This window comes from Mucilaginibacter sp. P5_A6, assembly GCF_056400585.1.
Genome location: NZ_JBFUKZ010000011.1, coordinates 71,559 through 97,014, shown reverse-complemented (window position 1 = coordinate 97,014; position 25,456 = coordinate 71,559). Strand labels below are relative to the sequence as shown.

Sequence of the window (25,456 nt, the reverse complement as noted above, 5' to 3'; positions counted from 1 at the left end):
ATTATTCTTCTTTAAAGCTTTACACTAAATGATTGATGGTACTCATTAATCGTTTTGTTAGTTTGGCCATGATCCCGGATCTTATCGTTATACATGTAAGAGACGGCAAGAATGCCCAGAAATGCCAATGGCATTAACATAAACCCAATATTTTGATCTACATATGTATGACTGATGAACGCATAGATCAAATTAAATGTTAGCCCTGCATATGCCCATTCCTTTAGCTTAGCCGGGGTCTTAGGATAGGCAATTGCTATAACTCCAAGCACCTTGCAAACTATGAGCGTGTAAGCGAAGTAATCAGGATAACCTAAAGCTTTTGTACCTGCAGTTACATATTGTGATGCAAACAGCATGGTCGCAAGGGGCATTACACCTTCCCATAAGACGATGATCGTAGTAGCCACCCCAAAAATTATTTTATTCTTTTTCATGTTGTTAAAACTTTATTATTAATTATTTGATTCCACGTATTTCACAAAACTGTTTAAGATAGCCTGCCAACCTTGTTTCTGAAATTCAGGCGCGTTCTCTGTTTCCGGATCAAAAGTTGTTGTAAGCGTGGTTTTACCTTCCTTATCTGCAAACAATGTTGTGGCGGTTCTGCCATCGAGCATGGTGTAAGCTATTTCCTTGTGCAAGTCAACCTTATCATAAGTGCCTTCAAAATCAAAACCGAAGCTGCCATCTTTAGCTTCCATCCTGTTCTTAAACTTGCCGTTTAACCGAAGGTCGTTTTCGCTGCGTGGAGTGTGCCAGCTTGGGTCTGGAGTATTCCATTTCATAATGTCGGTTGGGTTATTCCAAGCCTGCCATACTTTTTCTACGGGAGCATTTATTGTTGCTTCTACCGTAATTTTTGTTTGTTCTGTCATTGTATGTGTTTTTAGTTAAAGTTTATAGTACAAAGATGCTACAGACTCCAGAATCCGGTCTGTTGTAAAAACGACAAATTAGGGGTAGGATTACGACAAGACATGCGTATCTTTAATTAATCTAAAGTTTATGCGAATTTCCGTTTTCGTTCCCCAGTATGGAGTAATAGAAGCTATTACACCAGCATTCAGAACCTTTCACACGGCCAATGAGTTTCTAACTGCATTTGGTAAAAAGCCCATATTCAAAGTAGAGTATGTGGGCTTAAATGAATATGTACCGGCCAACAATGGCGAATACACGGTAAAAACAGATAGGCTGCTCAAAGATGTTAGCCATACGGACCTGCTCATTATACCACCCACTTTCGGAAACACTGACACGGGGATCCGGGCCAATGCCGAAGCAATACCCTACTTCAAAAAGCTCCATGAGAATGGTGCCAGCCTTGCCAGTTTATGCATAGGGGCTTTTCTGCTGGCAGAAACAGGATTGTTAAATGGAAAGAAGTGTTCTACCCATTGGGCACACATAACCGAGTTTAAAGAAAAATATCCACTGGTAGAAGTGGAAGACGGTGCGGTCATCACAGAACACGATAACATTTATAGTAGCGGTGGTGCAAGCAGTTTGTGGAATTTAATACTGTATCTGGTCGAAAAATTTTCCGACAGGGAAACGGCTATCATGATCTCCAAATATTTTGCCTTAGATATAGGCAGAGACAGCCAATCCCAGTTCGCCATTTTCAAGGGACAGAAAAACCATGGTGATGGCGGAATTCAAAAGGTACAGGCTTATATCGAAGAAAATTATGAAGATAAGATCACCATTGAAGATCTGGTAAATCTTATCAATGTTGGCCGCAGAACTTTTGAAAGAAGATTTAAGGATGCAACAACCAACACCCCAATCGAGTACATACAACGGGTAAGGATAGAAGCTGCAAAGAAGTTTTTCGAAGCCTCACGAAAGAATGTCACTGAAGTTATGTATGGCGTGGGTTATACCGATACCAAGGCATTTAGGGATATTTTTAGGAAGATAACAGGGCTTACACCAATAGAGTATAGAAATAAGTTTGCAAAGGTTGCGAACGAGGTATGATTTGGCGATTCAAAGAATGATGTAAGCCACTTGCCAATTTGGTTACTATTATTATCACCGCTCGTCTGCCTAGCATCTGAACATTTCAAAACAAAAATTTTTGTTGTTTGGACGGCAAATTTAATTGATATGCTGTAAACCACCCCTTCTCCGGATAAACGAACTCTTCAACAGCATTATTTACATGCTCACACCTTCTATATCGAAATCTATGATGATTGAACTATTACGTTCAAAGCGATCAAAACAATAAGAACAACGGAGATGTTTTATACAATAAATTGTATAAGAATTGTTTATAATCTGTAATAATGGTTGTAAAATCAGTAATATGTATAAGTCCTCCATGAAAATAGTAATGTACCTTTATTGGAGTTGAAGTGGCTTCTCTTAAGGCAAAAGGCTTTACATCATATCACACCTAAGTTATAAATCAAATGAAAGGGACATCAAGACGAGACTTTATAAAAAGCGGCGCTACAGTAGGGCTCTCATTTTGGCTGGGCTTGTCTGCCAAGGGAACTATGCTGCATGCGACAAGCCAGGCGACAATTAAAAACTTCTCCCCTTTTATCCTCGTAGAATCAAATGGACACATAACAATATTCAGTAATAAGCCTGAAATAGGTCAAGGTACTTTCCAATCTATCCCCGCTTTAATTGCTGAGGAATTTGAGGTCGATCTTAATAAGGTGCTGATTAAAAGCACCAATGGTGAAAGTGAATTTGGCGGGCAATTTGCAGGCGGGAGCAGTTCCGTGAGAGGTAGCTATACCCAAATGCGAAAAGTAGGTGCTTCCGCACGGGAGGTTTTTATCAAAGCGGCAGCCAATAGATGGCAAACGGATGTAGTTAACTGCTATGCTGAAGACGCAACCGTAATTAACAGGTTAACTAATGCCAAACTTTCATATGGTGACCTTGTTGAAGATGCTTCAAAAATTGAATTATCAAAAGAGCCGAAATTAAAAGATGCCAAAGATTTTAAAATATTAACGAAGGCCGCCAAAAGGCAGGATATACCGTTAAAGACTAACGGCTCGGCGGAGTTTGGGATCGATGCGCGGGTTCCGGGCATGGTTTACGCCACAGTAGAAAGATGTCCTGTATTGGGCGGAACGTTAAAAAGCTTTGATGCAACCGAAGCGCTGAAGGTGCCCGGTGTACAAAAAGTTGTTGAGATAGAGCGTGTAGTAGGAAAGTATTCATCTGTCGGTGTCGCGGTGATCGCAAACTCTTACTGGGCGGCACTGCAGGGGCGCAAAAAATTAAGCATTATTTGGGATTTTAAAGAATTTGAGACTTTTGATTCTGCAGAATACGAAGCAAAACTCAGGAGCCTGGCCAGCGAGCCGGGCCTACCCGATAAAACAAAAGGCGATGTTGATGCTGTAAAAATAACAGCCCAAAATACGGTTGAGGCATTTTCCGAAACGCCTCAGATAGCGCATCATCCGCTTGAACCGCTTAATTGCGTAGCTCAAATAACAGGTGATAAAGTAGAGATCTGGACATCAACCCAAGTTCCAAGTTCTGTTACAGGTGGCCTTCCGGCGATGACAGGCTTTAAACCGGGAAGCGTAAAATTAAACAGCAAATTTACAGGTGGCGGTTTCGGCAGGAGGCTGCAGATCGATTATATTGCAGAAGCGGTTAATATTGCTAAGCATACAGATAAGGCTGTTAAAGTGATTTGGACCCGTGAGGACACTACAGAGCAAGGTTCTTACCGGCCGATGACCTTCTCAAAATTAAAAGCTGGTTTTAACGCCGATGGCCGGCTTCTTACTTTTGAACATAAAGTGATCAGCCCCTCATATGGCGAAGCCCAGGCCGCTAAATACGATAAAAGTAAGGTTGACGGTATAATGGTTGAAGGAATTGGTGAACAGGCTTATGAAATTCCTAATGTGAAAACCTCTTACGTCAGGGCCGATTATCATGTGTCCCTTGGGGCCTGGAGGTCAGTAACAAGTTCTACCGTCGCCTTTGCCCATGAATGCTTCATCGATGAATTGGCTTATAAGGTCAAAAAAGATCCACTCTCCTTCAGGCTTGAGCTATTAACCAAACCATCAGATACCAAAAAAGTATTGTTGAAGCTAAAAGAATTATCAAACTGGGATAAGCCATTACCCAAAGGCAAAGGAAGAGGCATTGCCGTATGGGAATTTTTTGCCGGACTTTGCGGGCAGGTGGTTGAGGTTACCTATAATAAGGATAAATCCATAAAAATAGACAAGGTCATTGCTGTAATAGATCTTGGCGAGGTAGTTAATCCTGATAACGTAAGGAACCAGGTTGAAGGAGCCATTGTAATGGCACTCGGCGCGGCTACCAAACCGGGAATTACGCTAAAAAACGGCCGTGTCCAACAGCATAACTTTTACGATAATCCTTTAGTACGTATTAATGAAGTGCCAAAAATTGAAGTACACATCCTTACCGACGGCGGCAAAATAAAAGGAGTTGGTGAACCAGGCTTACCTCCATTCGCGCCTGCTTTAGCTAATGCCATATTTGCGGCAACCGGAAAGCGGTTCCGCAAAATGCCTTTTGACTTAAAAGTGGGTTAAACAAATTGATTATAAACTAACACAAATACTATCCAATGATCAATCTAAATGTAAATCAAAAGGCGTATCAGGTCGAAGCTGATCCGAATATGCCATTACTGTGGGTGATAAGGGACATTATCGGTTTAACGGGTACAAAATATGGGTGCGGGGTAGCGCAATGTGGCGCTTGCACCGTCCATCTGAACGGCGAAGCAGTACGTTCCTGCGTTACAAAGGTCAGCCGTGCCGAAGGGCAAAAGGTGGTAACCATAGAAGGCCTTTCCAATAATAATAGTCATCCGGCACAGGTGGCCTGGAATGAGGAGAATGTACCGCAATGTGGTTACTGCCATTCCGGCCAGATCATGTCGGCTGCAGTACTGTTGCGTGAAAATGGAAATCCAAGTGATGATGATATAGATGCAGCTATGGCCGGCAACATCTGCCGCTGCGGCACCTATCTACGCATCCGTAAGGCTATCCATTTAGCAGCTGAATTACAAAGAAAGGAGGGCGCAAGCAAATGATGCAGCAAATAAAAAATAAACACGCTTACCGGAGTTCAGTAAGAGCGTTCACTATAATTGGTGTGCTATCATCCATGATATGTATAATGGCATTTACACTGAATTACAGTAATGATTCAAAAGTAAATGCCGGAACAGCGCTGCCCGTAATCAAAAAAGACAGCGTCGCTTCTGTAAAAGCTTTTAAGCAGGTATACACCGTGCTAACGAGTGCCCGCTGTATGAACTGCCATCCATCCGGCAACATACCGTTGCAAGGCGATGACAGCCATCTGCATACCATGTCTCCACAGCGAGGCGTCGATGGCAAAGGCGTATATGCCATGAAATGTTCCAACTGCCACCAGGCTACCAACACGCCCGGGCTGCATACGCCGCCAGGTAATCCAAACTGGCATTTGCCGCCTGCTGATATGAAAATGGTGTTCCAGGGTAAAACGCCGCGTCAGTTAGCGCAGCAATTAGTTGATCCTAAACGTAACGGGCATAAGGATTTGAAAAAGCTGATTGAACATGCGGACGATGGCTTAGTATTGGCTGGCTGGAACCCGGGTGAAGGTCGTAAGCTTCCCCCAATGAGCCATGCAGCTTTCAAAAAAGCATGGTTGACCTGGCTAAACACCGGTGCCTATGCGCCAAAGAAGTAATAAGACGAACGTTCGTAAATAAATAATCACTTAACTCTTAACTACCTATGAGTACAAGTAATATATCAAGAAGGAACTTTTTACGCACAACAGGTGTTACCGGCGCTGCACTTTGCCTTGGCTTTTCATTCGTCTCGGCAACTGATAAGGCCGAAGTGGTCAACGCAGCGTCAGCCGACCCATCGGAGATAGAACTAAATGCCTGGATAAAAATCGATGCGACGGGAAAAGTCACCCTGGTTGACCACCGTGCAGAAATGGGCCAGGGCTCTTACCAGTCTGTTCCGCAAATTCTTGCCGAAGAACTGGAGGTGAACCTGAATGAAGTGAACATTATATTTGCCCAAGGCAATAAAGAGAAATATGGAAGCCAGATCACCGGTGGCAGCTCTACCATCCGCGGCTCGTACAAAAATCTGTTAAAGCTGGGCGCCACTGCACGGGTAATGCTAACCACGGCAGCCGCTGCAAAATGGAAAGTTCCGATCACAGATTGTTATGCTGAAGCCGGCCATATCATCCATCGTCCGTCCGCAAAAAAATTCCATTATGGCGAATTGGTTGCAGATGCCTCAAAGCTGGAGCCGCCAAAGGACGTAATATTGAAACCGAAGTCGGCATATAAATTGATCCGCCAGCCACTGCACCGTCAGGATACGCCGTTGAAAACAAATGGCACGGCAGGTTTTGGGCTTGATAAGAAATTACCCGGAATGCTCTACGCCGCTGTAGAGCGCAACCCACGGCTGCGTGGTAAAGTAAAAAGCTACGATGACACGGCGGCCCTTAAGGTACCCGGTGTTAAGAAAGTGTTTAAGGTAAAGATGGGTGTTTTTAAAACTTTTCGCGAAGGCGTGGTTGTTGTGGCTACTTCTACCTGGGCTGCATTGCAAGGCAAAAAAGCGTTACGTGTAGAATGGGATGATACCGGCTTCGATCATGTAAATACTGCTGATATTTTCAAAAGCCAGCAGGCAAAGCTAAATACTGAAGAAGGCCTGATCCTCAAAAAGCAAGGTGACCCGGATGCCGCGATAAGCAGTGCTTCAACTAAGCTGGATATTGTGTACCAAACACCCTACCAATCGCATAGCGCCATGGAGCCGGTGAATTGTGTAGCGCATTATCAAAACGATAAGGTGGAAATATGGGGGCCTATCCAGGCACCGGAATGGGTGCAGGAATATATTGCCGGACAGTTAGGCTGGACAAAAGAAAAAGTGATTGTCAATATGACTTTTTTAGGTGGGGGCTTTGGCCGCAAGGCTTTTATGGACTATCCGCACGAAGCCACCATGATCTCCAAAGAGATCGGCGCTCCAGTTCAGGTAGTCTGGACTCGTGAAGATGATGCCACACAGGGGCCATACCGCCCGGGAATCAGCTATCGTTGCCAGGGAGCTATTGAAAATGGAAATATCAGCGCGCTTAAATTCCGGATGGCCGGACAGAACAATGATCATTGGAGAGATGGCCCTAACGGAAAAGCTAACCGGAGTACATCAGAGGGTTTTTTAAAGCCCTATTATGATTCCATCAAAAATATCAGTTTTGCAGAGGTGATCTTTGAAACTCCTATCCCAACGATGTGGTGGCGCTCCGTGTATGCATCCACTAATGGCTTTGCTTATGAAAGCTTCTTAGATGAATTGTCGATTGCCGCCGGAAAAGATCCAATGGATTTGAGGAGACAGTACCTGAAAGATGCAAGAAGCCAGAAGCTAATTGATAAAATAGAGGAAGTTTCTGGTTGGAAAAACCGGAAGAAAAATGAAGGTTACGGAACGGCTATTACAGAATGTTTTTCAAGCACAGTGGCTCAAGTAGTAAAAGTATCTAAAGATAACCAGGGAAAGTTAAAGATCGACCATGTATGGGCAGTTATGGATTGCGGCTGGTATGTGAACCCCGACATTGTAAAGGCACAGGTTGAGGGAGCAATTGTGATGGGCCTGGGAGCTGCTACCATCCATGAGATCACCTTTAAAGACGGTTTGGTAGAACAACGCAACTTCTACGATTATAAAATGCCAAGAATTACCGACATTCCACCGATTGATGTTTTTATTATGGAAAATGATGAAAATGCAGGCGGTGTTGGCGAACCGGGTTTACCAGCCTTTGCGCCGGCTTTAACGAATGCCATATTTGACCTGACCGGAAAGCGTATCAGAAAATTACCATTTGATTTGACAACCGTTTAAACAGTTGTAATTTGAAAGAGTTCCGGGAACGACCAATGCAGCACACCTGAAAGAAAACATAGGCGCGATGAATGTGAAATTTTCACTTGCTGAACTCACAGAATTCTGGTCCGCAATATCTGGAATCCAGCTGGTCGGCGTAAGGGAACCCGCATCTGTTGATAAAGACCAGTAAAATTGTTGACTGCCGCAGTCGTTTCAAATTTGTCGCCCAGCTTTGTCCTGGCGTCAATCCAATAAAACCAATTTATATTTTTGGTTATTCATTCTGTTTTTATATTGACATTAATAGATCACTTCTACTTCAAAGTCTTCTTTTGGCTGCTGATATAACTTCCAAAATAATTCAGCGATGGTATCAGGTGCATATTTAGGATCTGGACCACCGATAAATCCATAAATGGTCACCGTAGCCGCATGGATATTCGTGCCCTCCAACTTCTTTGCTGTAGCTTGAACCAGGTTTCTTAATGCGGCTTTACCCATGCTTAGTCCTACCAGATCTGGATTGGGATCAATTCCAAAACCGCCTCCAGTGAAAAACAGCTTACCTTTTCCCTGCTGCTTTAAAGCAGGAAGAAGACCTTTAATTAAATTGAATGCGCCGCCAACATTTACATCAAACTGCTTTTTAAGATTTTCCCAGCTTTCTTCTTCAATCCCTTTTTGAACAGGCGCAGAGGCATTATACAAGATCATGTCCGGCACATTATTAGTTTCGATCATATTCTTTAGGAATGTCGCCAGCGAGTCTTCATCACCTGCATCGGCAATAACATAATCAGCCTTGATTCCGGCAGCTTTTAGTGCCAGAATTTCCTCCTTCAATTTAGCTTCATTACGAGAAACCAAAGTTGCTTCAAATCCTTGCTGCCCAAACAGCGTTGCAATACTTCTGCTCAGGCCGGGGCCAGCCCCGATAATTAAAATTTTCATATGTCCTTGTCTAAATTCTTGATACAAATATAGGCTGCTAAACCGGGGCGTGCGGTTACCCGTATTACGGTTGTTCTTACCATTATTACTTATTAGAAACATGATCGCCAACTTTAATCACCTGCCGACGATTTCATGCCCGGGCACTATCGGATAGGCCGTTCCCCCGCCATTCGTTCCGCGCTGCGTGAAGATCTGAATGGCAAATTCCGCAGAAAAGGATCTCTATTTATACATTATGATGCTAAACGCTTCTGCGTTGATATTTAGGGTCTTTAAAGGTATTTTGGCTATTTCCTTACCGAATGCATTTATTCCGATTCTAATCCTCATAATGCGCTCATCTTTTAAATTCAGTGAGTTGGCTTGCTAATGCCCAGATTTTCGTTAATATGTAAACGGGAGTCTTTAAACACTTTCGTAATAAACGTTGCTATACTCTTTCTGGAAATGGCGGTGCCTGTTTCGGGCTCGCCCTTGCGCGTCAAGATATAATCTACTTCATTGTTGCCGGTAAACCAGTCCGGTCTTAAAATCGTATAATCAAGACCGGAAGCTTCTATGACATCGGCCAACTTTCGGTATGGGATCAGGACAGATCTTAGCGGCACATCATAAATACCGATAGAACTGATTGCTACGATCCTTTTAACGGCGGTTTCCTGCATGGCCTTAACAATATTCTTTGCCATCTCCTCCAGGTTTCCTGCAAGGTTCACATAGACGATATCCTGGCCGGCAACAGCTTTTTTTACACTATTGTAATCCATAGCATCGCCTTCAAAAACGGTGCAGCCCCGGCATCGCTTTTTGAAAGCCTGTTCTTGCTTCTCACGAACAGCGTAAGTGATGTGTTATCTAACTGCTTTGCCTCTTCGATTACAGATTTAGCAAGGCTGCCGCCAGCCCCAATAATTAAGATCTTTTTCATGATAGTTCTTTTGCATTGCCTATTACTACCGTTATAAACGTTTTTCGATTCAATTAGCTGGTTGTTATAGCAATTTCTGTATTACCAACTATTATTACTGATTTGAGAATATGGACAATTTGGAAAGCCATTGCTTTACCTTTTTTTGCGCCTCTTTTTCATATTGTCCCTGAATGACCAGTAACTTGCCGTCACGCTCTATACCACCTTTCATCGTAAACCCTTCCAGGACTTTGCTTTTTGGGCATAGTTCTTTGACGGTTTGAAATGTCGAGCCAACCCCATAGCCCGCGTTTGTATTAAATGGAATGATAGTTTTGCCCTCCAGATTATGCTGATGCAGGAAGCTTTTCACCGGCGGCGGCAACTGCATCCCCCAAGTAGGGAAGCCGACAAATATGACATCATATTTGTCGATACCTTCGATCTGCGTTTTTAAAGGCGGCAGGTAGCCTGTTTCATTTTCTTTGGCTACCTGGTCTACCGTTGCTTTATAATTCTCAGGATAAGGTTTTTGCAGTTCTATCGGCACGAGCTTTCCGCCAACCTGCTGTTGGATAATTTGTGCGATTGCTTTGGTGTTATTTGTTCGCGAGAGATAAACGATCAACACTTTTTTATCGCTCCTGTTTTGCTGTGCTTTTGCACGTCCTGGCTGCATGCACATTGTTAACAATAAGAAGGAAATAAACAGCAGTTTCATAGTGTTTAGTTTACTTGCCGACCCTTTGTTGTAAATGAGCCGGGTAGCGGTCGCCCTGAACATTCGTTTTGGCAAAGGCATCATCAATTGCCTTGACATCATCGCCGGAAAGATCAACTGATGCACCGCCTATATTTTCTGTTAAGCGCTGTGATTTTGTCGTGCCCGGAATAGGTACAATCCATGGTTTTTGTGCTAATAACCAACCCAATGCTATTTGCGCGGGGGTTGCATCTTTTTGTTTGGCGATTTCGCCAAGCAGGTCAACTAACATTTGATTCGCTTTCCGGTTCTCCTCATTAAAGCGGGGTACTGAATTGCGAAAATCTGTACTGTCAAACTGCGTGTTTTCATTAATGGCTCCTGTTAAAAACCCTTTTCCTAAAGGACTGAATGGCACAAAGCCAATTCCTAATTCCTCCAGTGTTGGGATAATTTCTTTTTCAGGTTCCCTCCACCAGATCGAGTATTCGCTCTGCAAAGCAGTAACAGGTTGTACGGCATGCGCTTTACGAATAGATTCAACGCCCGCTTCTGAAAGACCAAAGTGCTTCACTTTACCTTCCGCGATCAGCTCTTTTACCGTTCCTGCAACATCTTCCATCGGTACATTGGGGTCAACACGATGCTGATAGAACAGATCGATGACATCAGTTCTTAGTCGTTTTAACGAAGCTTCCACAACCTGTCTGATCCGTGCCGGGGTGCTGTTCAATCCTTTACGCGAGTCCCCGTCCTCAAATCCGAATTTGGTTGCCACTACAACTTCTTTGCGGAAGGGTGCCAGAGCTTCGCCCACTAATTCTTCATTAGTAAAGGGACCATAACATTCCGCTGTATCGAAGAAAGTTATACCTTGTTCGTAAGCCTCCCTGATCAGGTTTATGCCTTGTTGTTTATCTGTAGCAGGGCCATAGCCAAAGCTCAAGCCCATACAACCTAATCCCAGTGATGAAACTTCAAGACCGGTTTTTCCTAATTTTCTATGTTTCATTTTTTTCCTATTTGTATCTCGTATTTAATGATATGTGCAAATGTCAGGCCTATTTTTAGCCTTATTGTTATACAGATTACTGGATTTCCTACCATTATTACTGATTGGCCTAACAACTTATCTTAACATGTAAGGGATAAACTATCTTTGGGTTAGTAAAGGAAATAGCAATGGAAAATGTGATGAGGATCGATACCATCGGTCAGTACAACGCGCTTAACAATAATGAGACGCTGCATCCGCTGGTTAATATAGTTGACCTGTCGAAGGCAGATAAAAGACCGAACCGCCGGAGTAATTATGGTTTTTATGCTGTATTTCTAAAGGAGATCAAATGCGGCGATCTGCAATATGGTTGTAACTATTATGATTACGAAGAAGGAACTTTGGTGTTTGTCGGTCCCGGACAGGTAATTGGAGTGGAAAACAATGGCGAACTTTATCAGCCAAAGGGACAGGCGTTGGTCTTTCATGCTGATCTGCTTAAAGGCACTTCACTTGGCCGCCATATTACTGATTATAATTTTTTTTCGTATGAAGTGCATGAGGCGCTTCACCTGTCCAAAAGTGAGCGAAAGATCATCTATGATTGCTATGATAAGATCAGGAACGAGCTCCGGCGCGGCATTGATAAACACAGCAAAACATTAATCGTAAGTAATATTGAACTCTTACTTAATTATTGCATACGTTTTTACGACCGGCAATTTATTACCCGGGAAAACGTAAACAAGGGTACATTGCAAAAATTCGAGGAATTGTTGAATGGATACTTCAGTTCCAACAAGCCTTCAGAATTGGGCTTGCCAACTGTTGGTTACTGTGCGGATCAACTTAACTTATCGGCTAATTATTTTGGTGACCTGATCAAAAAAGAGACTGGAAAATCGGCCCAGGAATATATACAATTGAAAACTATGGACGTAGCCAAAGAGAAAATATTCGACACCACTAAATCAGTAAGTGAGATCGCATATGAACTTGGCTTTAAATATCCACAGCACTTCACGCGATCTTTTAAACAGCATACTGGTTTTACACCTCTGGATTATCGAATGATGAACTAGAAAATTGACCATTTCAATTGTGGAAGATGTAGGATTGCATTTAATACGCTTCGTCAGTGAGTTCTTTTTTCGGTATGTACAAACGACATTTTCAATCACCCGGTGCTGCTTGCCATTGTCAATAGCTATCAAAAAACTGTTGCCCAGATAATCCTGCGGTGGCTGACGCAACGAGGCATAGTTGTTATTCCGAAGTCGGTCAGCAAAGAGCGAATTGCAGAGAATATAGACATCTTCGATTTTGAGCTATCCGCTAACTAAAACGTAATACCTGATCAAACCAAATTATATAAATCAAATCAGCATGAAAAAATCATTATTAGTAATTGCCTTACTATTGGCTTATTTAACACCAAAAGCACAAAACATGAAAAACTTACAGGAATTATCAGACCGGGTCGCTCTTAAAGAATTAGTAGACACCTTTTCCATCCTTGCAGATAAAAAAGACGTGCATACCCAGGTACAGCTTTTTACAGCTAACGCCACCTCAGAAACCTTTATCGGAGGAAACTCGGTATCCAAACTGACGGGCCGCAAACAACTGGAGGATGCATTTGGTGCTTTTCTGGCAAACTTTCAAACCGTCTATCACTTTAACGGCCAGCAAAAGGTGACGATTACCGGCGACAAGGCTGTAGGAACATCCTATTGCACCGTTACCCTGATCGGTACCGAGGATTGCAAAAAAATGAAAACCACCATCGGCGTTGTTTACGGGGACGAATTTGTGCGGGAAAACAATCACTGGCTGATAGCCAACCGCAAAGCGAATTTTGACTGGCAGGAAAAACAGCCAATGGCTCAATAGAACCTCAAGGGTCCCTCGCAATTACAAAGAAACCTTCCTAAAAAATGCCATGCTGGCAATCACGTAACTGAATGAAAAGATACTAAGTCAAGCAGCCATGAAAGCGCGCTCTTAACAGGCGTGATTTTATCAGTAAATCGGCTATAATAAGTGCTGTAGTATTGGCTTTAGGGCCAACCTCTATTATCACAGCTGTAAAGAAAAACGATCAAAATGGACAATAAGGTTTAGACGATTTACGAATTAAAAATCGCCAACTACCCAAATAAACCGCCAACTGCTAAATGCCACGGGTAAAATACAGCGCTAATCTTATACAGTTAAAGCCCCGCCCTGATCATTTCCTGCTAAACATCAGATGATGCCGCGGCGGCTTAGTGCCACATTGGCTTTTAAACTGTAAAGCTGCGTAGCCCCAGGGCTTTTGATATAGGGCTAAATCTCAAAAGTTTGTGTAAACAATTAAACACTGTTCGCCTTTGTTCGCGGGAATCCCAGAATACTTTTTAATAATATGTTCCTCCTGATCACCGTACAGAAACCCGGTTCGGATAGCTAAAACCCAATTGCTGAAGAAATCCTGTTATTGGGAGATTTTGAATTATAGAGACCTTACTGTATCTTCATCTTCCAGTTGCTATTGCCGAATGTCCAATATCAATGCTGCTACCGGAAACCATGTAACAGGCTCAGCTACACCCTTACCGACGAATAATTTACCAATAAACCATACACTAAAATTACCACTATGAGAAAATTGAATCGTTTAAAATGCATGCTTGCTTCAATCTTGTTCCTGTCGTTTATTGCATGTAAAAAAGAAGCAAAAGATTTAAGCACACCTGCTATGGATGCTGCGCAAAAAACCGGGCTTGCTGCATCGCAGAAGCTAAGCCTGGCCACTACGGCATTGCCCGCAACAGGGCAAAACAAAGTAGCGTATTATGTCTTTGATGTTACCCCGGCAAATCAAGGCATATTACCAATGACCACATTTACAGATAAAGCAAATGTGGTGGTGGTGTTTGAAGGAACCTTATGGGAGCTCGCAGATACGGTGCATTATAATACCGGTTCGATGCAAAATGCATATTATAAAAATAAAAGACAGGTTCTTGCTGATATTCAAACACTACGTACAAGAGGGATGAAAGTATTGATGAATGTTGACGATAATGCAAACTGGAGTTCTGCAACTCCGTTTACCACTTATAACGGCACTGCTTACAATTATGTTCAATTCGCTTCATTTGTGAACGATTGCGTTAATACTGCTGGTTTTGACGGAATTTCACTTGATGTTGAGCATGGTGCTACCGACAACACAAATTACCGAAACCTGATCAAGGAGTTAGGCAAATATTTCGGTCCCTTATCGACAAATAGCACCACAAAGATGTATGGCGGTGCTTTCTATTCAGGTGGCGCCCCTGGTCCAATTTTCCGGGAAACTTCATTAAGCCAATATTTGAATTTTGTTATGGATATGGGCTATTTTCAGGATAACACCTCGCGGTTCAACTATTGGGCTAACACGCTGGGCAATGCAAAGGTAATGCTTGGAATGTCCTATGATGATAACTCGCAAAGTAGTGCCGTAACTCAGGCACAGTGGCATCCGGACCCGGATAAGGCAGGCATTATGGTTTTTGCAGGCAATAAAAATAAAGTTTATACAGATGCCATTTTTTCTGCGCTTGAGATTAATACAACACCGGCACCAAGCGGTTCAGATATAACTGATTATGCCGGTTCGCTTACTGCTCAATATCAAACAGGTTCGCCTTCAGGTGAAGAGTTTACAAAAATCATTGATAACAACACAGCAACAAAATATCTTACCCAACATTCATCTGGCTGGGTTCAGTTCAAGCCAACTACAGCAGCAACCGTTGTTAAATATACTATTACATCTGCAAATGATGTTCCCAATCGTGACCCTAAAAACTGGACCCTGCAAGGTTCAAATAATGGCACCTCCTGGACAACCTTAAATACGCAAACCAACCAGACTTTTGCATCAAGATTGCTTAAGAAGACTTATACCTTTACTAATACAACTTCCTATGCTTATTACCGCTTAAATATTTCAGCTGTACAAACCGGCAGTATTCTCCAATTCTCAGAGTGGGAGCTCATAAGAAATTAATGCTTTTTTTTTAAATACGCTACAAATGAACATATTGTTTGTAGCGTATTTTACGCTTTTTGCTGTCGTTCATCCAATTTTTTGCAGCCGCCTGCTTTAATATGCCCCGACCTGGAAGCTACTTTTACGGACTTGGTATTGAGTATTATGTGGAGAGAGCAGTTTAGCGTGATATTCGCTTGTCAGCCTGTCTTGGAGGAGGAGTGATCCACAAAGCGCGGCCACTCTGGTGAACGGCGAAGGCCATTCAGTCAGGTGGAAGCGGCATTAATCGCTACCGGAACTTTCCTTTAACCAACGTGCCATTGATGATATTTTTCATAAATAAACCTGTAATGACCCTTATAAGTGAATTTGCGTTTCCTGCCGGATAATTTTATTCCGACTTTAATTTTATTAGTTTTTGAGGATCAAAAAAGTGGTTTAGTGGCCCGTGCCCGTTACCGGTTTTTACGTCTTTACCATGTTCAATAGCATGTTGAACATATAGCTTACTTTGCATTACTGCTTTATTCAAGTTGTACCCCAACGCTATGAAAGATGCGATAGCAGAAGACAAACTGCACCCTGTTCCGTGTGTATTTGGGGTATCAATAGCTGTCGACCTGAAAATGCGCTCATCGCCGTGCTTATCCAGGTAAACATCAAACAGGTCGGGTCCTTTTAAATGCCCGCCCTTAACCAGTACTGCGTTACAACCGTATTGCATGATCTGAGTCGCCGCAGCCTTCATATCGGCAAGTGTGTCGATCTCAATTTCGGCCAGTATGGCCGCCTCATCCAGGTTTGGCGTAACAATTTGAGCTAATGGAAAGAGCTCTTTTTTCAACATTGCTGCCGTATCGCTTTCAATCAAACGGTAGCCGCTGGTGGCTACCATCACCGGGTCGAAAACAATGGGAACTTTGGGATAGCCAGCTAATACTTCGGCAATGGCTATAGCTAGTTCGGTACTGTGCACCATGCCAATTTTAACAGCCGATGGTTTTAAATCGCCCATTACAGCTTTGATCTGTGCTTTTACAAAATCAACCGGGATGGGATGTATGCCGCTAACCCCTAAAGTGTTTTGTACAGTAACCGCGGTAATGGCCGTAGTGCCAAAACAGCCCAGGGCACTGATGGTTTTCAGGTCGGCTTGTATACCGGCACCACCGCCACTGTCCGACCCGGCAATGCTGAGTACTACCGGATATCTAAATTTACTCATATGTAAAGCTGAACTGTCGGTTAAATAATGCCATTTTTTAAACTGTACATTTGGCCTTGGTACAAGGCTTTTATCAGCTGAATGGCCATTTTGCTGCGTTGCCCCGTTTGGCAGCAGAACACCAGCTTTTTATTCGGGCGCAATAGCCCAATATGCTCTTTTAGCTCGTATAAGGGGATATTGATCCCACCAATATTATATTCTTCAAACTCATAAGTTTCGCGCACGTCAACAAGTTGTACTTCGCCCGGAGTCCCGGTTAGCCAGTTATTCAATTCATCCATGGTTATTTCAGGGTGAGTGGGCGGGGCAGGTACAGCAATGTTGATATCCAGCGATTTTTCCATTTTTTGCAGCTTTCCAACTTTAAAAAAACTGGTGGTATTATCCAGCGCATTTATGGTCATTAATTTACCGGATAAGGTTTCGCCGATACCACAAATCATCTTGATGGCCTCATTAGCCATATAGGTGCCGATGATTCCGGGTAATACACCCAGTACGCCTGTCTCGGCACAATTAGGTACTTCATCAACGGGTGGCGGTTCGGGGAATACATCCCTGTAATCGGGGCCACCCTGGTAATTAAATACCGCAACATGTCCCTCAAATTTGAATATTGAACCAAATACAAGCGGCTTATTTAATGCCACGCAGGTATCATTTACCAGGTATCGGGTACTGAAATTATCCGATCCATCTATAACCAGGTCGTAGTGCTTACAAATGCCTAACGCATTATCGGAGGTAAAACGCTCATTATAAGCTACAATATTCACGTATGGATTTAGCAACATAAGCTTTTCTTTGGCCGCATCGACTTTCGATCTGCCTTTGTCCGCTGTAGTATATAATATTTGGCGGTGCAGGTTACTCAGAGCTACCAGGTCATCATCCACAATACCGATCTCACCCAGGCCGGCCGCAGCAAGGTATTGTAACACCGGGCAACCCAAACCACCTGCACCAATCATTAGCACTTTGGCGTTCTTCAGTTTTTCTTGTCCGGATAAACCGATTTCGGGGAGGATGATTTGCCGGCTGTACCGTTTTAATTCTTCGCCTTCAAACATCATTAGAGGGCTAAACCGTTATCCCAATCTTTCCAGACCGGCTCGTAACCCTGCGCAGTAATCATTTGCGCAACTTGTTGCGGACTGCGTTCATCACTAATTTCAAACTGTTCCAGCGACTCCGGCTCAACAGTATATCCACCAGGATTGGTTTTAGAACCCGCACTGATATTGGTAATGCCCAATTTGATGATATTGTTGCGGAAGTTTTCAGACTCCCGCGTTGATATGGAGAGTTCAACCTCTTCATTAAATATCCTATAGGCACATATCAGCTGTACCAGCTCGCGGTCGCTCATTTCTACTTTGGGTTCCAGACCGCCGCTAAAGGGCCGTAAACGAGGGAAAGAAAGACTGTATTTGCTTTGCCAGTATTTTTTTTCGAGGTAATTGAGGTGCAGTGCGGTGAAAAAACAGTCTGTGCGCCAGTCTTCCAGGCCTATCAATACGCCCAGGCCCATTTTATGGATACCGGCCTGGCCCAACCGGTCGGGGGTTTCCAGCCGGTAATCAAAATTCGATTTCTTGCCCTTTGGATGATGTTTCTTATAATCTTCTTTGTGATAAGTCTCCTGGTAAACCAGCACTGTGTTTAGCCCATAAGGGGTTAACTGTTGGTAATCTTCCAGATCTAGCGGCTGTACCTCCATTGATATATGCGAGAATTGTGGCCGGATCAGCTCGAGTACTTTTTTAAAATAGTCTACATGAACGTTTTCATTATCTTCTCCTGTAACCAAAAGTACGTGGTTATAGCCCATATTCTTAATAATGTCCACTTCCTGCATGATCTCTATCGGAGAAAGCGTTTTACGCTTTACCTTATTGTCATAACTAAAACCACAATAGGTGCAAATATTTTTACACTCGTTAGATAGGTAAAGCGGTATATACATCTGTATCACCTTGCCAAAGCGTTTTAGTGTTAATTGCTGGCTAATAACTGCCATTTGCTCCAGATAAGGCACTGCCGCAGGGGATATCAGTGCCTTGAAATCTTCCATTGTCCGTTTTTTAACTGACAGGGCCCATTCCACATCCCGACTTGTTTTGGCATAGATACTGGACTTGGTTTCATCCCAGTTATAGGTTTCGTAAATATTTTTAAAGCTACTCATTTAAAAAAGAGGTTAAGGGGCTGCTTGCAACAGCATGGGTTACTGGCAAGGCCAGTTTGGCCTCGTAGGCCATACGTCCGGCAATTACAGCCATCTTAAATGCTTCTGCCATTTGTGCAGGATCACCCGAAACGGCAATGGCCGTATTCACCAATACGGCATCGGCGCCAATCTCCATAGCCCAGGCGGCATCAGATGGTGAGCCGATACCTGCATCCACAATAACCGGCACATTGCTCTGGCTGATGATGATTTCTAAAAAATCAATCGTTTTTAAACCTTTGTTACTGCCAATAGGCGAACCTAAAGGCATTACGGCCGAGGCACCTGCATTTTCCAATCGTTTACACAGCACCGGGTCGGCATGAATGTAAGGCAGGACGATAAACCCCAATGCTGCCAATTCTTCGGTTGCTTTTAAGGTTTCGATGGGATCGGGCATCAGATACTTAGGATCGGGGTGTATCTCCAGTTTGATCCAGTTGGTTTCCAATGCCTCCCTCGCCAGTTGAGCCGCAAAAACAGCCTCTTTGGCATTTCGCACACCCGATGTATTGGGAAGCAGGTTGATATGCGGATATTTGAGGCGGATGAGCAGATCGTCCTGGTCATTATTTCGGATATCCACACGTTTTAGGGCAACGGTTACCAATTCCGACCGGGAAGCAAGCAGAGCCTCTTCCATTAAAACGGAAGAGCTGAACTTACCTGTTCCGGTAAATAAACGAGAGGTAAACGTTTTATCGGCTATTTTTAACATGATTTTCTGAAAAGTTTTAAATAACTTGTTTTAAAGAAGGGCTATTTAAGTGCTGATAAATTTGTTTTACAATTTGTTCGCGGTTATCCGCAAAAGTGATAGCTCCGGAAATGGCTACACCATGAATTCCGGTTTGCCTTATTGCGGCAACATCATCCGGTAAAATACCACCTATGGCAATAACGGGTATGCAGATATTTGCTGCGTCCATTTGCTCAATAAACGTTTCATATCCGCTTAAACCCACAATCGGGCTAAGTTTTTTTTTTGTTGTGGTAAACCTGTAAGGGCCGCAGCCAATATAATCAACGCCTTCATCTGCCCTTTGCTGTATATGGGCAAAAGTATTGACAGTACCCCCGATGATCATTTTATCGCCAACAATACGCCTTGCCTGGGCTACTGGCATATCCTGCAAGCCAAGGTGTACGCCATGGGCACCTGCTGCTAACGCAATTTCAGGATGGTCGTCAATAATCAATTTGGCGCCATACTGATTGCATAGCTTAATCGCCGCCATGGCATATTCAAGGATGACATCATCGGGCTGATCCTTAACCCGGAGCTGTATCCATTTGCACCCTGCCACTAATGCCCGCTGAATAGCGGCGAGGTGTGACCCGTTTCCGGATTGCTGCGAGATATAGTGTAGTTTATCGATCATTGTTGAATATTTTAATAAGTATATACTTCGTTAAGTGCCCGGAAATTGCTTATCGCCAAAGCTGGGTCTGCCCATATCGTACCTAAAATAGCCGCTCCGTCAAAACCCATAGCCCCGATCTTTATTAAATTGAAGCCGTTAACCCCTCCCAAAGCAAATACTTTAGGTTTGATATTGCTTTTGTCCAGTTTAAAATCAACAGGCAGGGTACTTTTATAACCCGGTTTTGATATGCTGTTGAATACCGGTCCATAAAAAACATATTCAAAGTCAGGTATTAAAGGCAGCTGCGTAATGTCATGCACAGAGGTACTTAAAGTATATCCCCCGGCTTTTTGCAAAGCCCATTTTTCATCATTTGATTCTTCTCTGTCACGTTCCGTATAATGCAGTCTTTTGATCCCGTAATCAGTTGCTATCTCGTGAAATTGATGCAGCGATATGCGGTTATAAAACTGCGGCGCGATCCCGTCGATCAGTTCCCTAACCGATTGAATATCGCTTTCCGGTTTCCGGATATGAAAGTATTTTAAACCCACCTGAAACAGATTATTAATGATAATGCTTTCATTATCAACAACATCTGGTAGTGAAATAACGACCAGTTCCATATTTTACAAATAAATCTCGCTGCCTTTTTGTAAAAACTCTTTCGATTTTTCTTCCAGTCCTTTAGATAGGGCATCAGTTTCGCCAATGCCGTTTTCTTTGGCATAATCGCGCACATCCTGCGTGATCTTCATGGAGCAGAAATTAGGGCCGCACATGGAGCAGAAATGGGCGATCTTGGCGCCATCTGCAGGCAGGGTTTCGTCATGAAACTCTCTGGCGGTGTCGGGGTCGAGCGACAGGTTAAACTGATCCTCCCAGCGGAATTCAAAACGGGCTTTGCTTAAGGCATTATCACGATATTGTGCGCCGGGATGTCCTTTGGCCAGGTCGGCTGCGTGAGCGGCAATTTTATAAGTGATCACTCCGTCTTTTACATCTTTTTTGTTAGGCAGGCCCAAATGCTCCTTGGGTGTTACATAACAAAGCATCGCCGTACCAAACCAGCCAATCATCGCTGCGCCTATAGCGGAAGTGATATGGTCATAACCTGGTGCAATATCTGTAGTGAGCGGGCCTAAAGTATAAAACGGTGCTTCACCGCAGTGCGCCAACTGTTTATCCATATTTTCTTTGATCATGTGCATTGGCACATGACCCGGCCCTTCAATAATGGTTTGAACATCATGTTTCCAGGCTATCTTGGTCAATTCGCCCAAAGTTTCCAGTTCGCCAAATTGCGCGGCATCATTGGCATCGGCAATACAACCGGGGCGCAAACCGTCGCCCAATGAAAACGCTACATCATAAGCTTTCATGATATGGCATATCTCTTCGAAATGCGTATACAGGAAGTTTTCTTTATGATGCGCCAAACACCACTTAGCCATGATAGAACCACCGCGCGATACAATGCCAGTAATGCGTTTGGCGGTCAGCGGTACATAGCGCAACAATACCCCTGCGTGGATGGTGAAATAATCAACTCCCTGTTCGGCTTGCTCGATCAGGGTATCGCGGAAAAGTTCCCAGGTAAGGTCTTCGGCTTTGCCGTTTACTTTTTCTAATGCCTGGTAAATGGGCACGGTACCAATTGGAACCGGCGAGTTGCGGATAATCCATTCGCGGGTTTCGTGTATGTTTTTACCGGTCGAAAGGTCCATAATGGTATCGGCACCCCAACGGCAGGCCCATACCGCTTTTTCTACCTCCTCTTCAATACTTGAAGTAACGGCAGAGTTGCCAATGTTGGCGTTTATCTTTACCAGGAAATTACGCCCGATGATCATCGGTTCGCTTTCGGGGTGGTTAATGTTGGATGGTATTACCGCGCGGCCAATGGCTACTTCCTGGCGCACAAACTCAGGAGTGATGTACCCTTTGGGCGTATTGGCACCAAAGCTTTGGCCGGGGTGCTGGTGCGACATCACATCGTACTGGCCATTGAGCTGTTCATTTAATAGATCAATGCGCTGGTTCTCGCGGATAGCGATATATTCCATTTCAGGAGTGATGATCCCTTTTTTGGCATAATGCATTTGCGACACATTCATTCCTGGTTTGGCCCGATAGGGTTTGCTAATGTGTGCAAACCTTAAAGTATCAAGGCTCTGATCATTAGCGCGCTGGTTTCCATAATCTGATGAAATATATCCCAGTTGTTCTACATCGCCACGATCAACTATCCATTGTTCGCGCAGGCGCGGCAAACCTTGTTTTACATCGATCTCAATATCCGGATCGGTGTATGGCCCGCTTGTATCATAAATAGTGACGGGGGCATTCGGTTCAGTTTCGCCAAACCTGCCGTGAAGTTTAGTTTCGCTGAGCCCAACCTCGCGCATCGCAACTTCGATGTTATGGATATGTCCTTTGACATAGACTTTGCGCGACGCGGGGAATGGCGTTCGGCTGATTGCTTGTTCTCCTGGAGTTTTTTCAGTTTTCATGTTTTGGTTGTATATTTTATCCGCCCTGGGTTGCTTTGATAATGGTAATATGATCGCCGGGGTTTAAGAGGTGAATAACCCAATTGGCTTTAGGGACAATTTCCTGGTTCACTGCAATAGCGATGCCTTTGGCAGGCTGCGTAAGAACAGTGGCAAGCATTTGCTGCAAAGAGCAGGTATCGGAAACGGAATAATTTTGTTGATTTACGGTAATTTCCATCCTGTTTAATTTTAAACGATAGGAATGGACCCGTTGGAGGATTGGTAAACAACCTTAAGGTTGTTCTACTTTTCCCTTCGGCAGTACTAACTGCATCAGGTTCAAAGGGTATTTCTCAGCACAAGGCACCCCTAAAGTTTTTTGTAAAGGTATAAATTTAGTTGATAAAAAAACTTTTAATTATCGTTGCTCCTCCCTTTAAATATTTTTGGTATTTCCTTAAATGGCCTTTATCCAAATTGATGCGCTTTGTTTCTTGGTAGTAAATAATCACTGGCAAATAGCCCGGAATGCAACAAAATGAATTATGACACCATTAGATTTAATCACCAAGCAAGACCTCAAACAATTCAAAACCGAACTGTTTGAGGAATTAAAAAATTACCCGGCGGTACTTCCACCGAACAAGCAGGTAAAAAATGGCTCAAAAGCTTCAAAGCACACACGCTGTTGCAAATCTCTGCAGGAATGCTTCAAAATCTTCGTATTAATGGCACCACACTAAAGTAGTAGCCTGTTATACTATAAACAGGAAGATATTATCAAACTGCGATGAGTAAGAAATAAAAATACGGTCCATCTCAACCGGTAAAATACCTGACTCACCTACCCGTCTGTCCGGTTAAGCAACTTTTTGATTGACCCCAACCAACTGCCGCGGTACTTTTGAATTGAATAAAGCAGACATCGGAAGTACCAAATTGAAATAGAAACGACTGATTGGCTATAATTTAAATGTAAATAGAATAATTCGTCATCATAAAAAATAAAAAAAATGGAAAATATTAATAAAGCAAAAGGAAGTAGAGTTGTAAAAGTTGCAGCTGTACAAATCAGTCCGGTCCTATATAGTCGTCAGGGAACAGTTGAAAAGATCATCAATAAAATTAATGAGCTGGGAGAAAAAGGTGTACAATTTGCAACCTTTCCAGAGACCATTATTCCTTATTACCCGTATTTCTCTTTCATCCAGGCTCCCTACATGATGGGGAAACAACACCAACTCCTGATGGATGAAGCGATCGTAGTTCCTTCGGCCGACACAGAATCTATCGGGCAGGCTGCTAAAATGGCCAACATGGTCGTATCGATTGGCGTCAATGAGCGTGATGGTGGTTCAATATACAATACGCAGCTTCTATTCGATGCAGACGGTACCTTGATCCAACGCAGACGCAAACTTACGCCTACCTACCATGAGCGCATGGTTTGGGGGCAGGGCGATGCATCCGGATTACGTGCAGTAGACAGTGCAGTCGGTCGTATCGGTCAATTGGCTTGTTGGGAGCACTACAATCCGTTGTTTCGGTACGCCATGATAGCCGATAGCGAGCAGATCCATTCTGCAATGTATCCGGGATCTTTTTTGGGTCCGTTGCACGGTGAGCAGACAGAAATTAATGTACGCCAGCACGCCCTTGAATCAGCCTGTTTTGTAGTTTGCGCGACAGGTTGGCTTGACGCCGACCAACAGGCGCAGATCGCAAAGGATACAGGCGGCCCTATTGGTCCAATTTCTGGCGGCTGTTTCACTGCTATTATAGCCCCCGACGGACAAATAATTGGTGAACCCATAAAATCTGGTGAAGGTGAAGTAATTGCCGATATCGATCTTGCTCAAATAGATGCGCGCAAACGATTGATGGATGCAAACGGCCATTACAGCCGTCCCGAATTAGTTAGTTTGCTTATCGACCGGACCCCGGCCACTCAGGTTCATGAACGCAAAACATATGGCCAGCCTACAGCCGAAAATCAGCAATTCATATCATACAACAAACCCGTCAAAAAATGAAAACGCTTAATGATAAACATGTTATAATAACTAAAATTAAAAAAATGAAACCTTTTCAAAAACTCCTATTAAGCCTGCTAACTATTTTTAGCATAGCAGTATTCTTTATTCCCGCGAATGCAATAGCACAACAATCGGGAATCATACGCACAGATCTTCAGCGACATGATATCAGTGTGGCCGGACATGAAGCAATTCAAGTGCGTGTCGACTTTAAACCTGGTACTGCATTCGGAATGCACGCTCACCCCGGCGAAGAGATTATCTATGTGCTGGAAGGGATACTGGAATATGAGATTGAGGGTGATCACCCGGTAACGCTAAAGGCCGGAGATGTGCTTTTCGTACCGGCCGGGAAGTACCACTCGGCCAGGAATGCAGGAAACATTAATGCTGCTGAACTCGCAACTTATATTGTAGAAAAAGGTAAACCTCTCCTTGTCCTAAAAAAATAAGAGGATTTATTTACGGAGATTAGCTCCCCTACCCGCGCAAATCTGCCGTTGCTTCACCTATAAACCAAAAAACAGGACTCCGACCGGCACTAAAAACGGGTTCATGAACTACCCTTGTTTGTATGGATAACGCCCCGTTTCCATCATTAT

The 25,456-nt window shown here is 43.5% G+C and carries 25 protein-coding genes, 1 pseudogene and 1 riboswitch; of the genes and pseudogenes, 11 read left to right on the top strand and 15 right to left on the bottom strand.

Features of this window, described 5'->3' with window-relative positions:
• Positions 1–11 precede the first annotated feature (11 nt).
• Both AC1DO4_RS13940 and AC1DO4_RS13935 read right to left on the bottom strand, forming a co-directional pair.
• Positions 12–437 (bottom strand): DoxX family protein, encoded by a 426-nt coding sequence (locus AC1DO4_RS13940; RefSeq protein ID WP_477416772.1) that lies wholly within the window; start codon positions 435–437, stop codon positions 12–14.
• An 18-nt stretch (positions 438–455) separates the two neighbouring features.
• On the bottom strand, positions 456–878 hold the full coding sequence (locus AC1DO4_RS13935) for an SRPBCC family protein (protein WP_477416770.1): 423 nt from the start codon (positions 876–878) through the stop codon (positions 456–458).
• 130 nt (positions 879–1,008) lie between these two features.
• Here AC1DO4_RS13935 and AC1DO4_RS13930 point away from each other — a divergent pair, with 130 nt between their 5' ends.
• The 5 genes from AC1DO4_RS13930 to AC1DO4_RS13910 all read left to right on the top strand — a co-directional run bounded on the left by AC1DO4_RS13930 (position 1,009) and on the right by AC1DO4_RS13910 (position 7,922).
• Complete coding sequence (locus AC1DO4_RS13930) at positions 1,009–1,986, top strand: GlxA family transcriptional regulator (protein WP_477416768.1); 978 nt, start codon at positions 1,009–1,011, stop codon at positions 1,984–1,986.
• A 437-nt stretch (positions 1,987–2,423) separates the two neighbouring features.
• Positions 2,424–4,562 (top strand): xanthine dehydrogenase family protein molybdopterin-binding subunit, encoded by a 2,139-nt coding sequence (locus tag AC1DO4_RS13925; RefSeq protein WP_477416766.1) that lies wholly within the window; start codon positions 2,424–2,426, stop codon positions 4,560–4,562.
• Positions 4,563–4,597: 35 nt separating this feature from the next.
• Positions 4,598–5,071, top strand: coding sequence for a (2Fe-2S)-binding protein (locus AC1DO4_RS13920; RefSeq protein WP_477416764.1), 474 nt, complete (start codon positions 4,598–4,600; stop codon positions 5,069–5,071).
• Positions 5,068–5,718: a cytochrome c family protein gene (locus tag AC1DO4_RS13915; protein ID WP_477416762.1), complete on the top strand. Its 651-nt coding sequence runs from the start codon at positions 5,068–5,070 to the stop codon at positions 5,716–5,718. Before AC1DO4_RS13920 ends, AC1DO4_RS13915 begins: the two co-directional genes overlap by 4 nt.
• Positions 5,719–5,765: 47 nt before the next feature.
• Positions 5,766–7,922, top strand: coding sequence for a molybdopterin cofactor-binding domain-containing protein (locus tag AC1DO4_RS13910; RefSeq protein WP_477416760.1), 2,157 nt, complete (start codon positions 5,766–5,768; stop codon positions 7,920–7,922).
• A gap of 285 nt (positions 7,923–8,207) precedes the next feature.
• Here AC1DO4_RS13910 and AC1DO4_RS13905 read toward each other — a convergent pair whose 3' ends face one another.
• The 5 genes and pseudogenes from AC1DO4_RS13905 to AC1DO4_RS13885 form a co-directional block, all read right to left on the bottom strand.
• The gene (locus AC1DO4_RS13905) at positions 8,208–8,858 is read right to left on the bottom strand and encodes an SDR family NAD(P)-dependent oxidoreductase (RefSeq protein WP_477416758.1); all 651 of its coding nucleotides are present in this window, start codon (positions 8,856–8,858) and stop codon (positions 8,208–8,210) included.
• 120 nt (positions 8,859–8,978) lie between these two features.
• Positions 8,979–9,087: pseudogene (locus AC1DO4_RS13900) on the bottom strand (alcohol dehydrogenase catalytic domain-containing protein); the annotation flags it as partial.
• Positions 9,088–9,211: 124 nt separating this feature from the next.
• The gene (locus tag AC1DO4_RS13895) at positions 9,212–9,709 is read right to left on the bottom strand and encodes an NAD(P)H-binding protein (protein ID WP_477416845.1); all 498 of its coding nucleotides are present in this window, start codon (positions 9,707–9,709) and stop codon (positions 9,212–9,214) included.
• A 174-nt stretch (positions 9,710–9,883) separates the two neighbouring features.
• Positions 9,884–10,492, bottom strand: a complete 609-nt coding sequence (locus AC1DO4_RS13890; protein ID WP_477416756.1) for a flavodoxin — start codon at positions 10,490–10,492, stop codon at positions 9,884–9,886.
• 10 nt (positions 10,493–10,502) lie between these two features.
• Positions 10,503–11,486, bottom strand: a complete 984-nt coding sequence (locus AC1DO4_RS13885; RefSeq protein ID WP_477416754.1) for an aldo/keto reductase — start codon at positions 11,484–11,486, stop codon at positions 10,503–10,505.
• A 170-nt stretch (positions 11,487–11,656) separates the two neighbouring features.
• Here AC1DO4_RS13885 and AC1DO4_RS13880 point away from each other — a divergent pair, with 170 nt between their 5' ends.
• From AC1DO4_RS13880 to AC1DO4_RS13865, 4 genes are all read left to right on the top strand, one after another.
• Positions 11,657–12,553, top strand: coding sequence for a helix-turn-helix domain-containing protein (locus AC1DO4_RS13880; protein ID WP_477402369.1), 897 nt, complete (start codon positions 11,657–11,659; stop codon positions 12,551–12,553).
• 102 nt (positions 12,554–12,655) lie between these two features.
• Positions 12,656–12,814 (top strand): aldo/keto reductase, encoded by a 159-nt coding sequence (locus AC1DO4_RS13875; RefSeq protein WP_477416752.1) that lies wholly within the window; start codon positions 12,656–12,658, stop codon positions 12,812–12,814.
• 43 nt (positions 12,815–12,857) lie between these two features.
• Positions 12,858–13,364, top strand: a complete 507-nt coding sequence (locus tag AC1DO4_RS13870; protein WP_477416750.1) for a nuclear transport factor 2 family protein — start codon at positions 12,858–12,860, stop codon at positions 13,362–13,364.
• Positions 13,365–14,112: 748 nt separating this feature from the next.
• Positions 14,113–15,513, top strand: coding sequence for an EndoS/ChiA family endoglycosidase (locus tag AC1DO4_RS13865; RefSeq protein ID WP_477416748.1), 1,401 nt, complete (start codon positions 14,113–14,115; stop codon positions 15,511–15,513).
• 376 nt (positions 15,514–15,889) lie between these two features.
• Here the strand turns inward: AC1DO4_RS13865 and thiD are convergent, their stop codons facing one another.
• From thiD to thiS, 8 genes are read right to left on the bottom strand one after another with little or no spacing between them, the layout of a single operon-like run.
• Positions 15,890–16,723: a bifunctional hydroxymethylpyrimidine kinase/phosphomethylpyrimidine kinase gene (gene thiD, locus AC1DO4_RS13860; protein ID WP_477416746.1), complete on the bottom strand. Its 834-nt coding sequence runs from the start codon at positions 16,721–16,723 to the stop codon at positions 15,890–15,892.
• A gap of 20 nt (positions 16,724–16,743) precedes the next feature.
• On the bottom strand, positions 16,744–17,799 hold the full coding sequence (gene moeB, locus AC1DO4_RS13855) for a molybdopterin-synthase adenylyltransferase MoeB (RefSeq protein ID WP_477416744.1): 1,056 nt from the start codon (positions 17,797–17,799) through the stop codon (positions 16,744–16,746).
• On the bottom strand, positions 17,799–18,914 hold the full coding sequence (thiH, locus tag AC1DO4_RS13850; RefSeq protein ID WP_477416742.1) for a 2-iminoacetate synthase ThiH: 1,116 nt from the start codon (positions 18,912–18,914) through the stop codon (positions 17,799–17,801). The genes moeB and thiH overlap by 1 nt, the downstream gene beginning before the upstream one ends.
• Positions 18,907–19,674: a thiazole synthase gene (locus AC1DO4_RS13845; RefSeq protein WP_477416740.1), complete on the bottom strand. Its 768-nt coding sequence runs from the start codon at positions 19,672–19,674 to the stop codon at positions 18,907–18,909. Before AC1DO4_RS13845 ends, thiH begins: the two co-directional genes overlap by 8 nt.
• A 16-nt stretch (positions 19,675–19,690) precedes the next feature.
• A complete protein-coding gene (locus AC1DO4_RS13840) occupies positions 19,691–20,338 on the bottom strand; it encodes a thiamine phosphate synthase (protein ID WP_477416738.1) in 648 nt (215 codons plus the stop codon).
• A gap of 11 nt (positions 20,339–20,349) precedes the next feature.
• A complete protein-coding gene (locus tag AC1DO4_RS13835; protein WP_477416736.1) occupies positions 20,350–20,949 on the bottom strand; it encodes a thiamine phosphate synthase in 600 nt (199 codons plus the stop codon).
• Positions 20,950–20,952: 3 nt separating this feature from the next.
• The gene (gene thiC / locus AC1DO4_RS13830; RefSeq protein ID WP_477416734.1) at positions 20,953–22,836 is read right to left on the bottom strand and encodes a phosphomethylpyrimidine synthase ThiC; all 1,884 of its coding nucleotides are present in this window, start codon (positions 22,834–22,836) and stop codon (positions 20,953–20,955) included.
• 16 nt (positions 22,837–22,852) lie between these two features.
• Positions 22,853–23,056, bottom strand: coding sequence for a sulfur carrier protein ThiS (gene thiS / locus AC1DO4_RS13825; protein ID WP_477416732.1), 204 nt, complete (start codon positions 23,054–23,056; stop codon positions 22,853–22,855).
• A gap of 55 nt (positions 23,057–23,111) precedes the next feature.
• Positions 23,112–23,199: riboswitch (TPP riboswitch) on the bottom strand.
• A 632-nt stretch (positions 23,200–23,831) separates the two neighbouring features.
• On the opposite strand from thiS, the gene AC1DO4_RS13820 reads away from it, so the two are divergent.
• Positions 23,832–24,851 (top strand): nitrilase-related carbon-nitrogen hydrolase, encoded by a 1,020-nt coding sequence (locus AC1DO4_RS13820; protein ID WP_477416730.1) that lies wholly within the window; start codon positions 23,832–23,834, stop codon positions 24,849–24,851.
• Entirely contained in the window at positions 24,848–25,306 is a 459-nt protein-coding gene (locus AC1DO4_RS13815; protein WP_477416728.1) for a cupin domain-containing protein, read from the top strand. Before AC1DO4_RS13820 ends, AC1DO4_RS13815 begins: the two co-directional genes overlap by 4 nt.
• The last annotated feature ends 150 nt before the right edge of the window (positions 25,307–25,456 follow it).

Coding starts and splice junctions, on each gene's coding strand:
- AC1DO4_RS13925 (WP_477416766.1), top strand. CDS start 2,424: ATGAAAGGGACATCAAGACGAGACTTTATAAAAAGCGGCGCTACAGTA.
- AC1DO4_RS13910 (WP_477416760.1), top strand. CDS start 5,766: ATGAGTACAAGTAATATATCAAGAAGGAACTTTTTACGCACAACAGGT.
- AC1DO4_RS13915 (WP_477416762.1), top strand. CDS start 5,068: ATGATGCAGCAAATAAAAAATAAACACGCTTACCGGAGTTCAGTAAGA.
- AC1DO4_RS13930 (WP_477416768.1), top strand. CDS start 1,009: ATGCGAATTTCCGTTTTCGTTCCCCAGTATGGAGTAATAGAAGCTATT.
- thiD (WP_477416746.1), bottom strand. CDS start 16,723: ATGAGTAAATTTAGATATCCGGTAGTACTCAGCATTGCCGGGTCGGAC.
- AC1DO4_RS13865 (WP_477416748.1), top strand. CDS start 14,113: ATGAGAAAATTGAATCGTTTAAAATGCATGCTTGCTTCAATCTTGTTC.
- AC1DO4_RS13890 (WP_477416756.1), bottom strand. CDS start 10,492: ATGAAACTGCTGTTTATTTCCTTCTTATTGTTAACAATGTGCATGCAG.
- thiC (WP_477416734.1), bottom strand. CDS start 22,836: ATGAAAACTGAAAAAACTCCAGGAGAACAAGCAATCAGCCGAACGCCA.
- AC1DO4_RS13905 (WP_477416758.1), bottom strand. CDS start 8,858: ATGAAAATTTTAATTATCGGGGCTGGCCCCGGCCTGAGCAGAAGTATT.
- thiS (WP_477416732.1), bottom strand. CDS start 23,056: ATGGAAATTACCGTAAATCAACAAAATTATTCCGTTTCCGATACCTGC.
- AC1DO4_RS13885 (WP_477416754.1), bottom strand. CDS start 11,486: ATGAAACATAGAAAATTAGGAAAAACCGGTCTTGAAGTTTCATCACTG.
- AC1DO4_RS13935 (WP_477416770.1), bottom strand. CDS start 878: ATGACAGAACAAACAAAAATTACGGTAGAAGCAACAATAAATGCTCCC.
- AC1DO4_RS13835 (WP_477416736.1), bottom strand. CDS start 20,949: ATGGAACTGGTCGTTATTTCACTACCAGATGTTGTTGATAATGAAAGC.
- AC1DO4_RS13920 (WP_477416764.1), top strand. CDS start 4,598: ATGATCAATCTAAATGTAAATCAAAAGGCGTATCAGGTCGAAGCTGAT.
- AC1DO4_RS13940 (WP_477416772.1), bottom strand. CDS start 437: ATGAAAAAGAATAAAATAATTTTTGGGGTGGCTACTACGATCATCGTC.
- AC1DO4_RS13880 (WP_477402369.1), top strand. CDS start 11,657: ATGGAAAATGTGATGAGGATCGATACCATCGGTCAGTACAACGCGCTT.
- thiH (WP_477416742.1), bottom strand. CDS start 18,914: ATGAGTAGCTTTAAAAATATTTACGAAACCTATAACTGGGATGAAACC.
- AC1DO4_RS13820 (WP_477416730.1), top strand. CDS start 23,832: ATGGAAAATATTAATAAAGCAAAAGGAAGTAGAGTTGTAAAAGTTGCA.
- AC1DO4_RS13845 (WP_477416740.1), bottom strand. CDS start 19,674: ATGTTAAAAATAGCCGATAAAACGTTTACCTCTCGTTTATTTACCGGA.
- AC1DO4_RS13840 (WP_477416738.1), bottom strand. CDS start 20,338: ATGATCGATAAACTACACTATATCTCGCAGCAATCCGGAAACGGGTCA.
- AC1DO4_RS13815 (WP_477416728.1), top strand. CDS start 24,848: ATGAAAACGCTTAATGATAAACATGTTATAATAACTAAAATTAAAAAA.
- AC1DO4_RS13870 (WP_477416750.1), top strand. CDS start 12,858: ATGAAAAAATCATTATTAGTAATTGCCTTACTATTGGCTTATTTAACA.
- moeB (WP_477416744.1), bottom strand. CDS start 17,799: ATGATGTTTGAAGGCGAAGAATTAAAACGGTACAGCCGGCAAATCATC.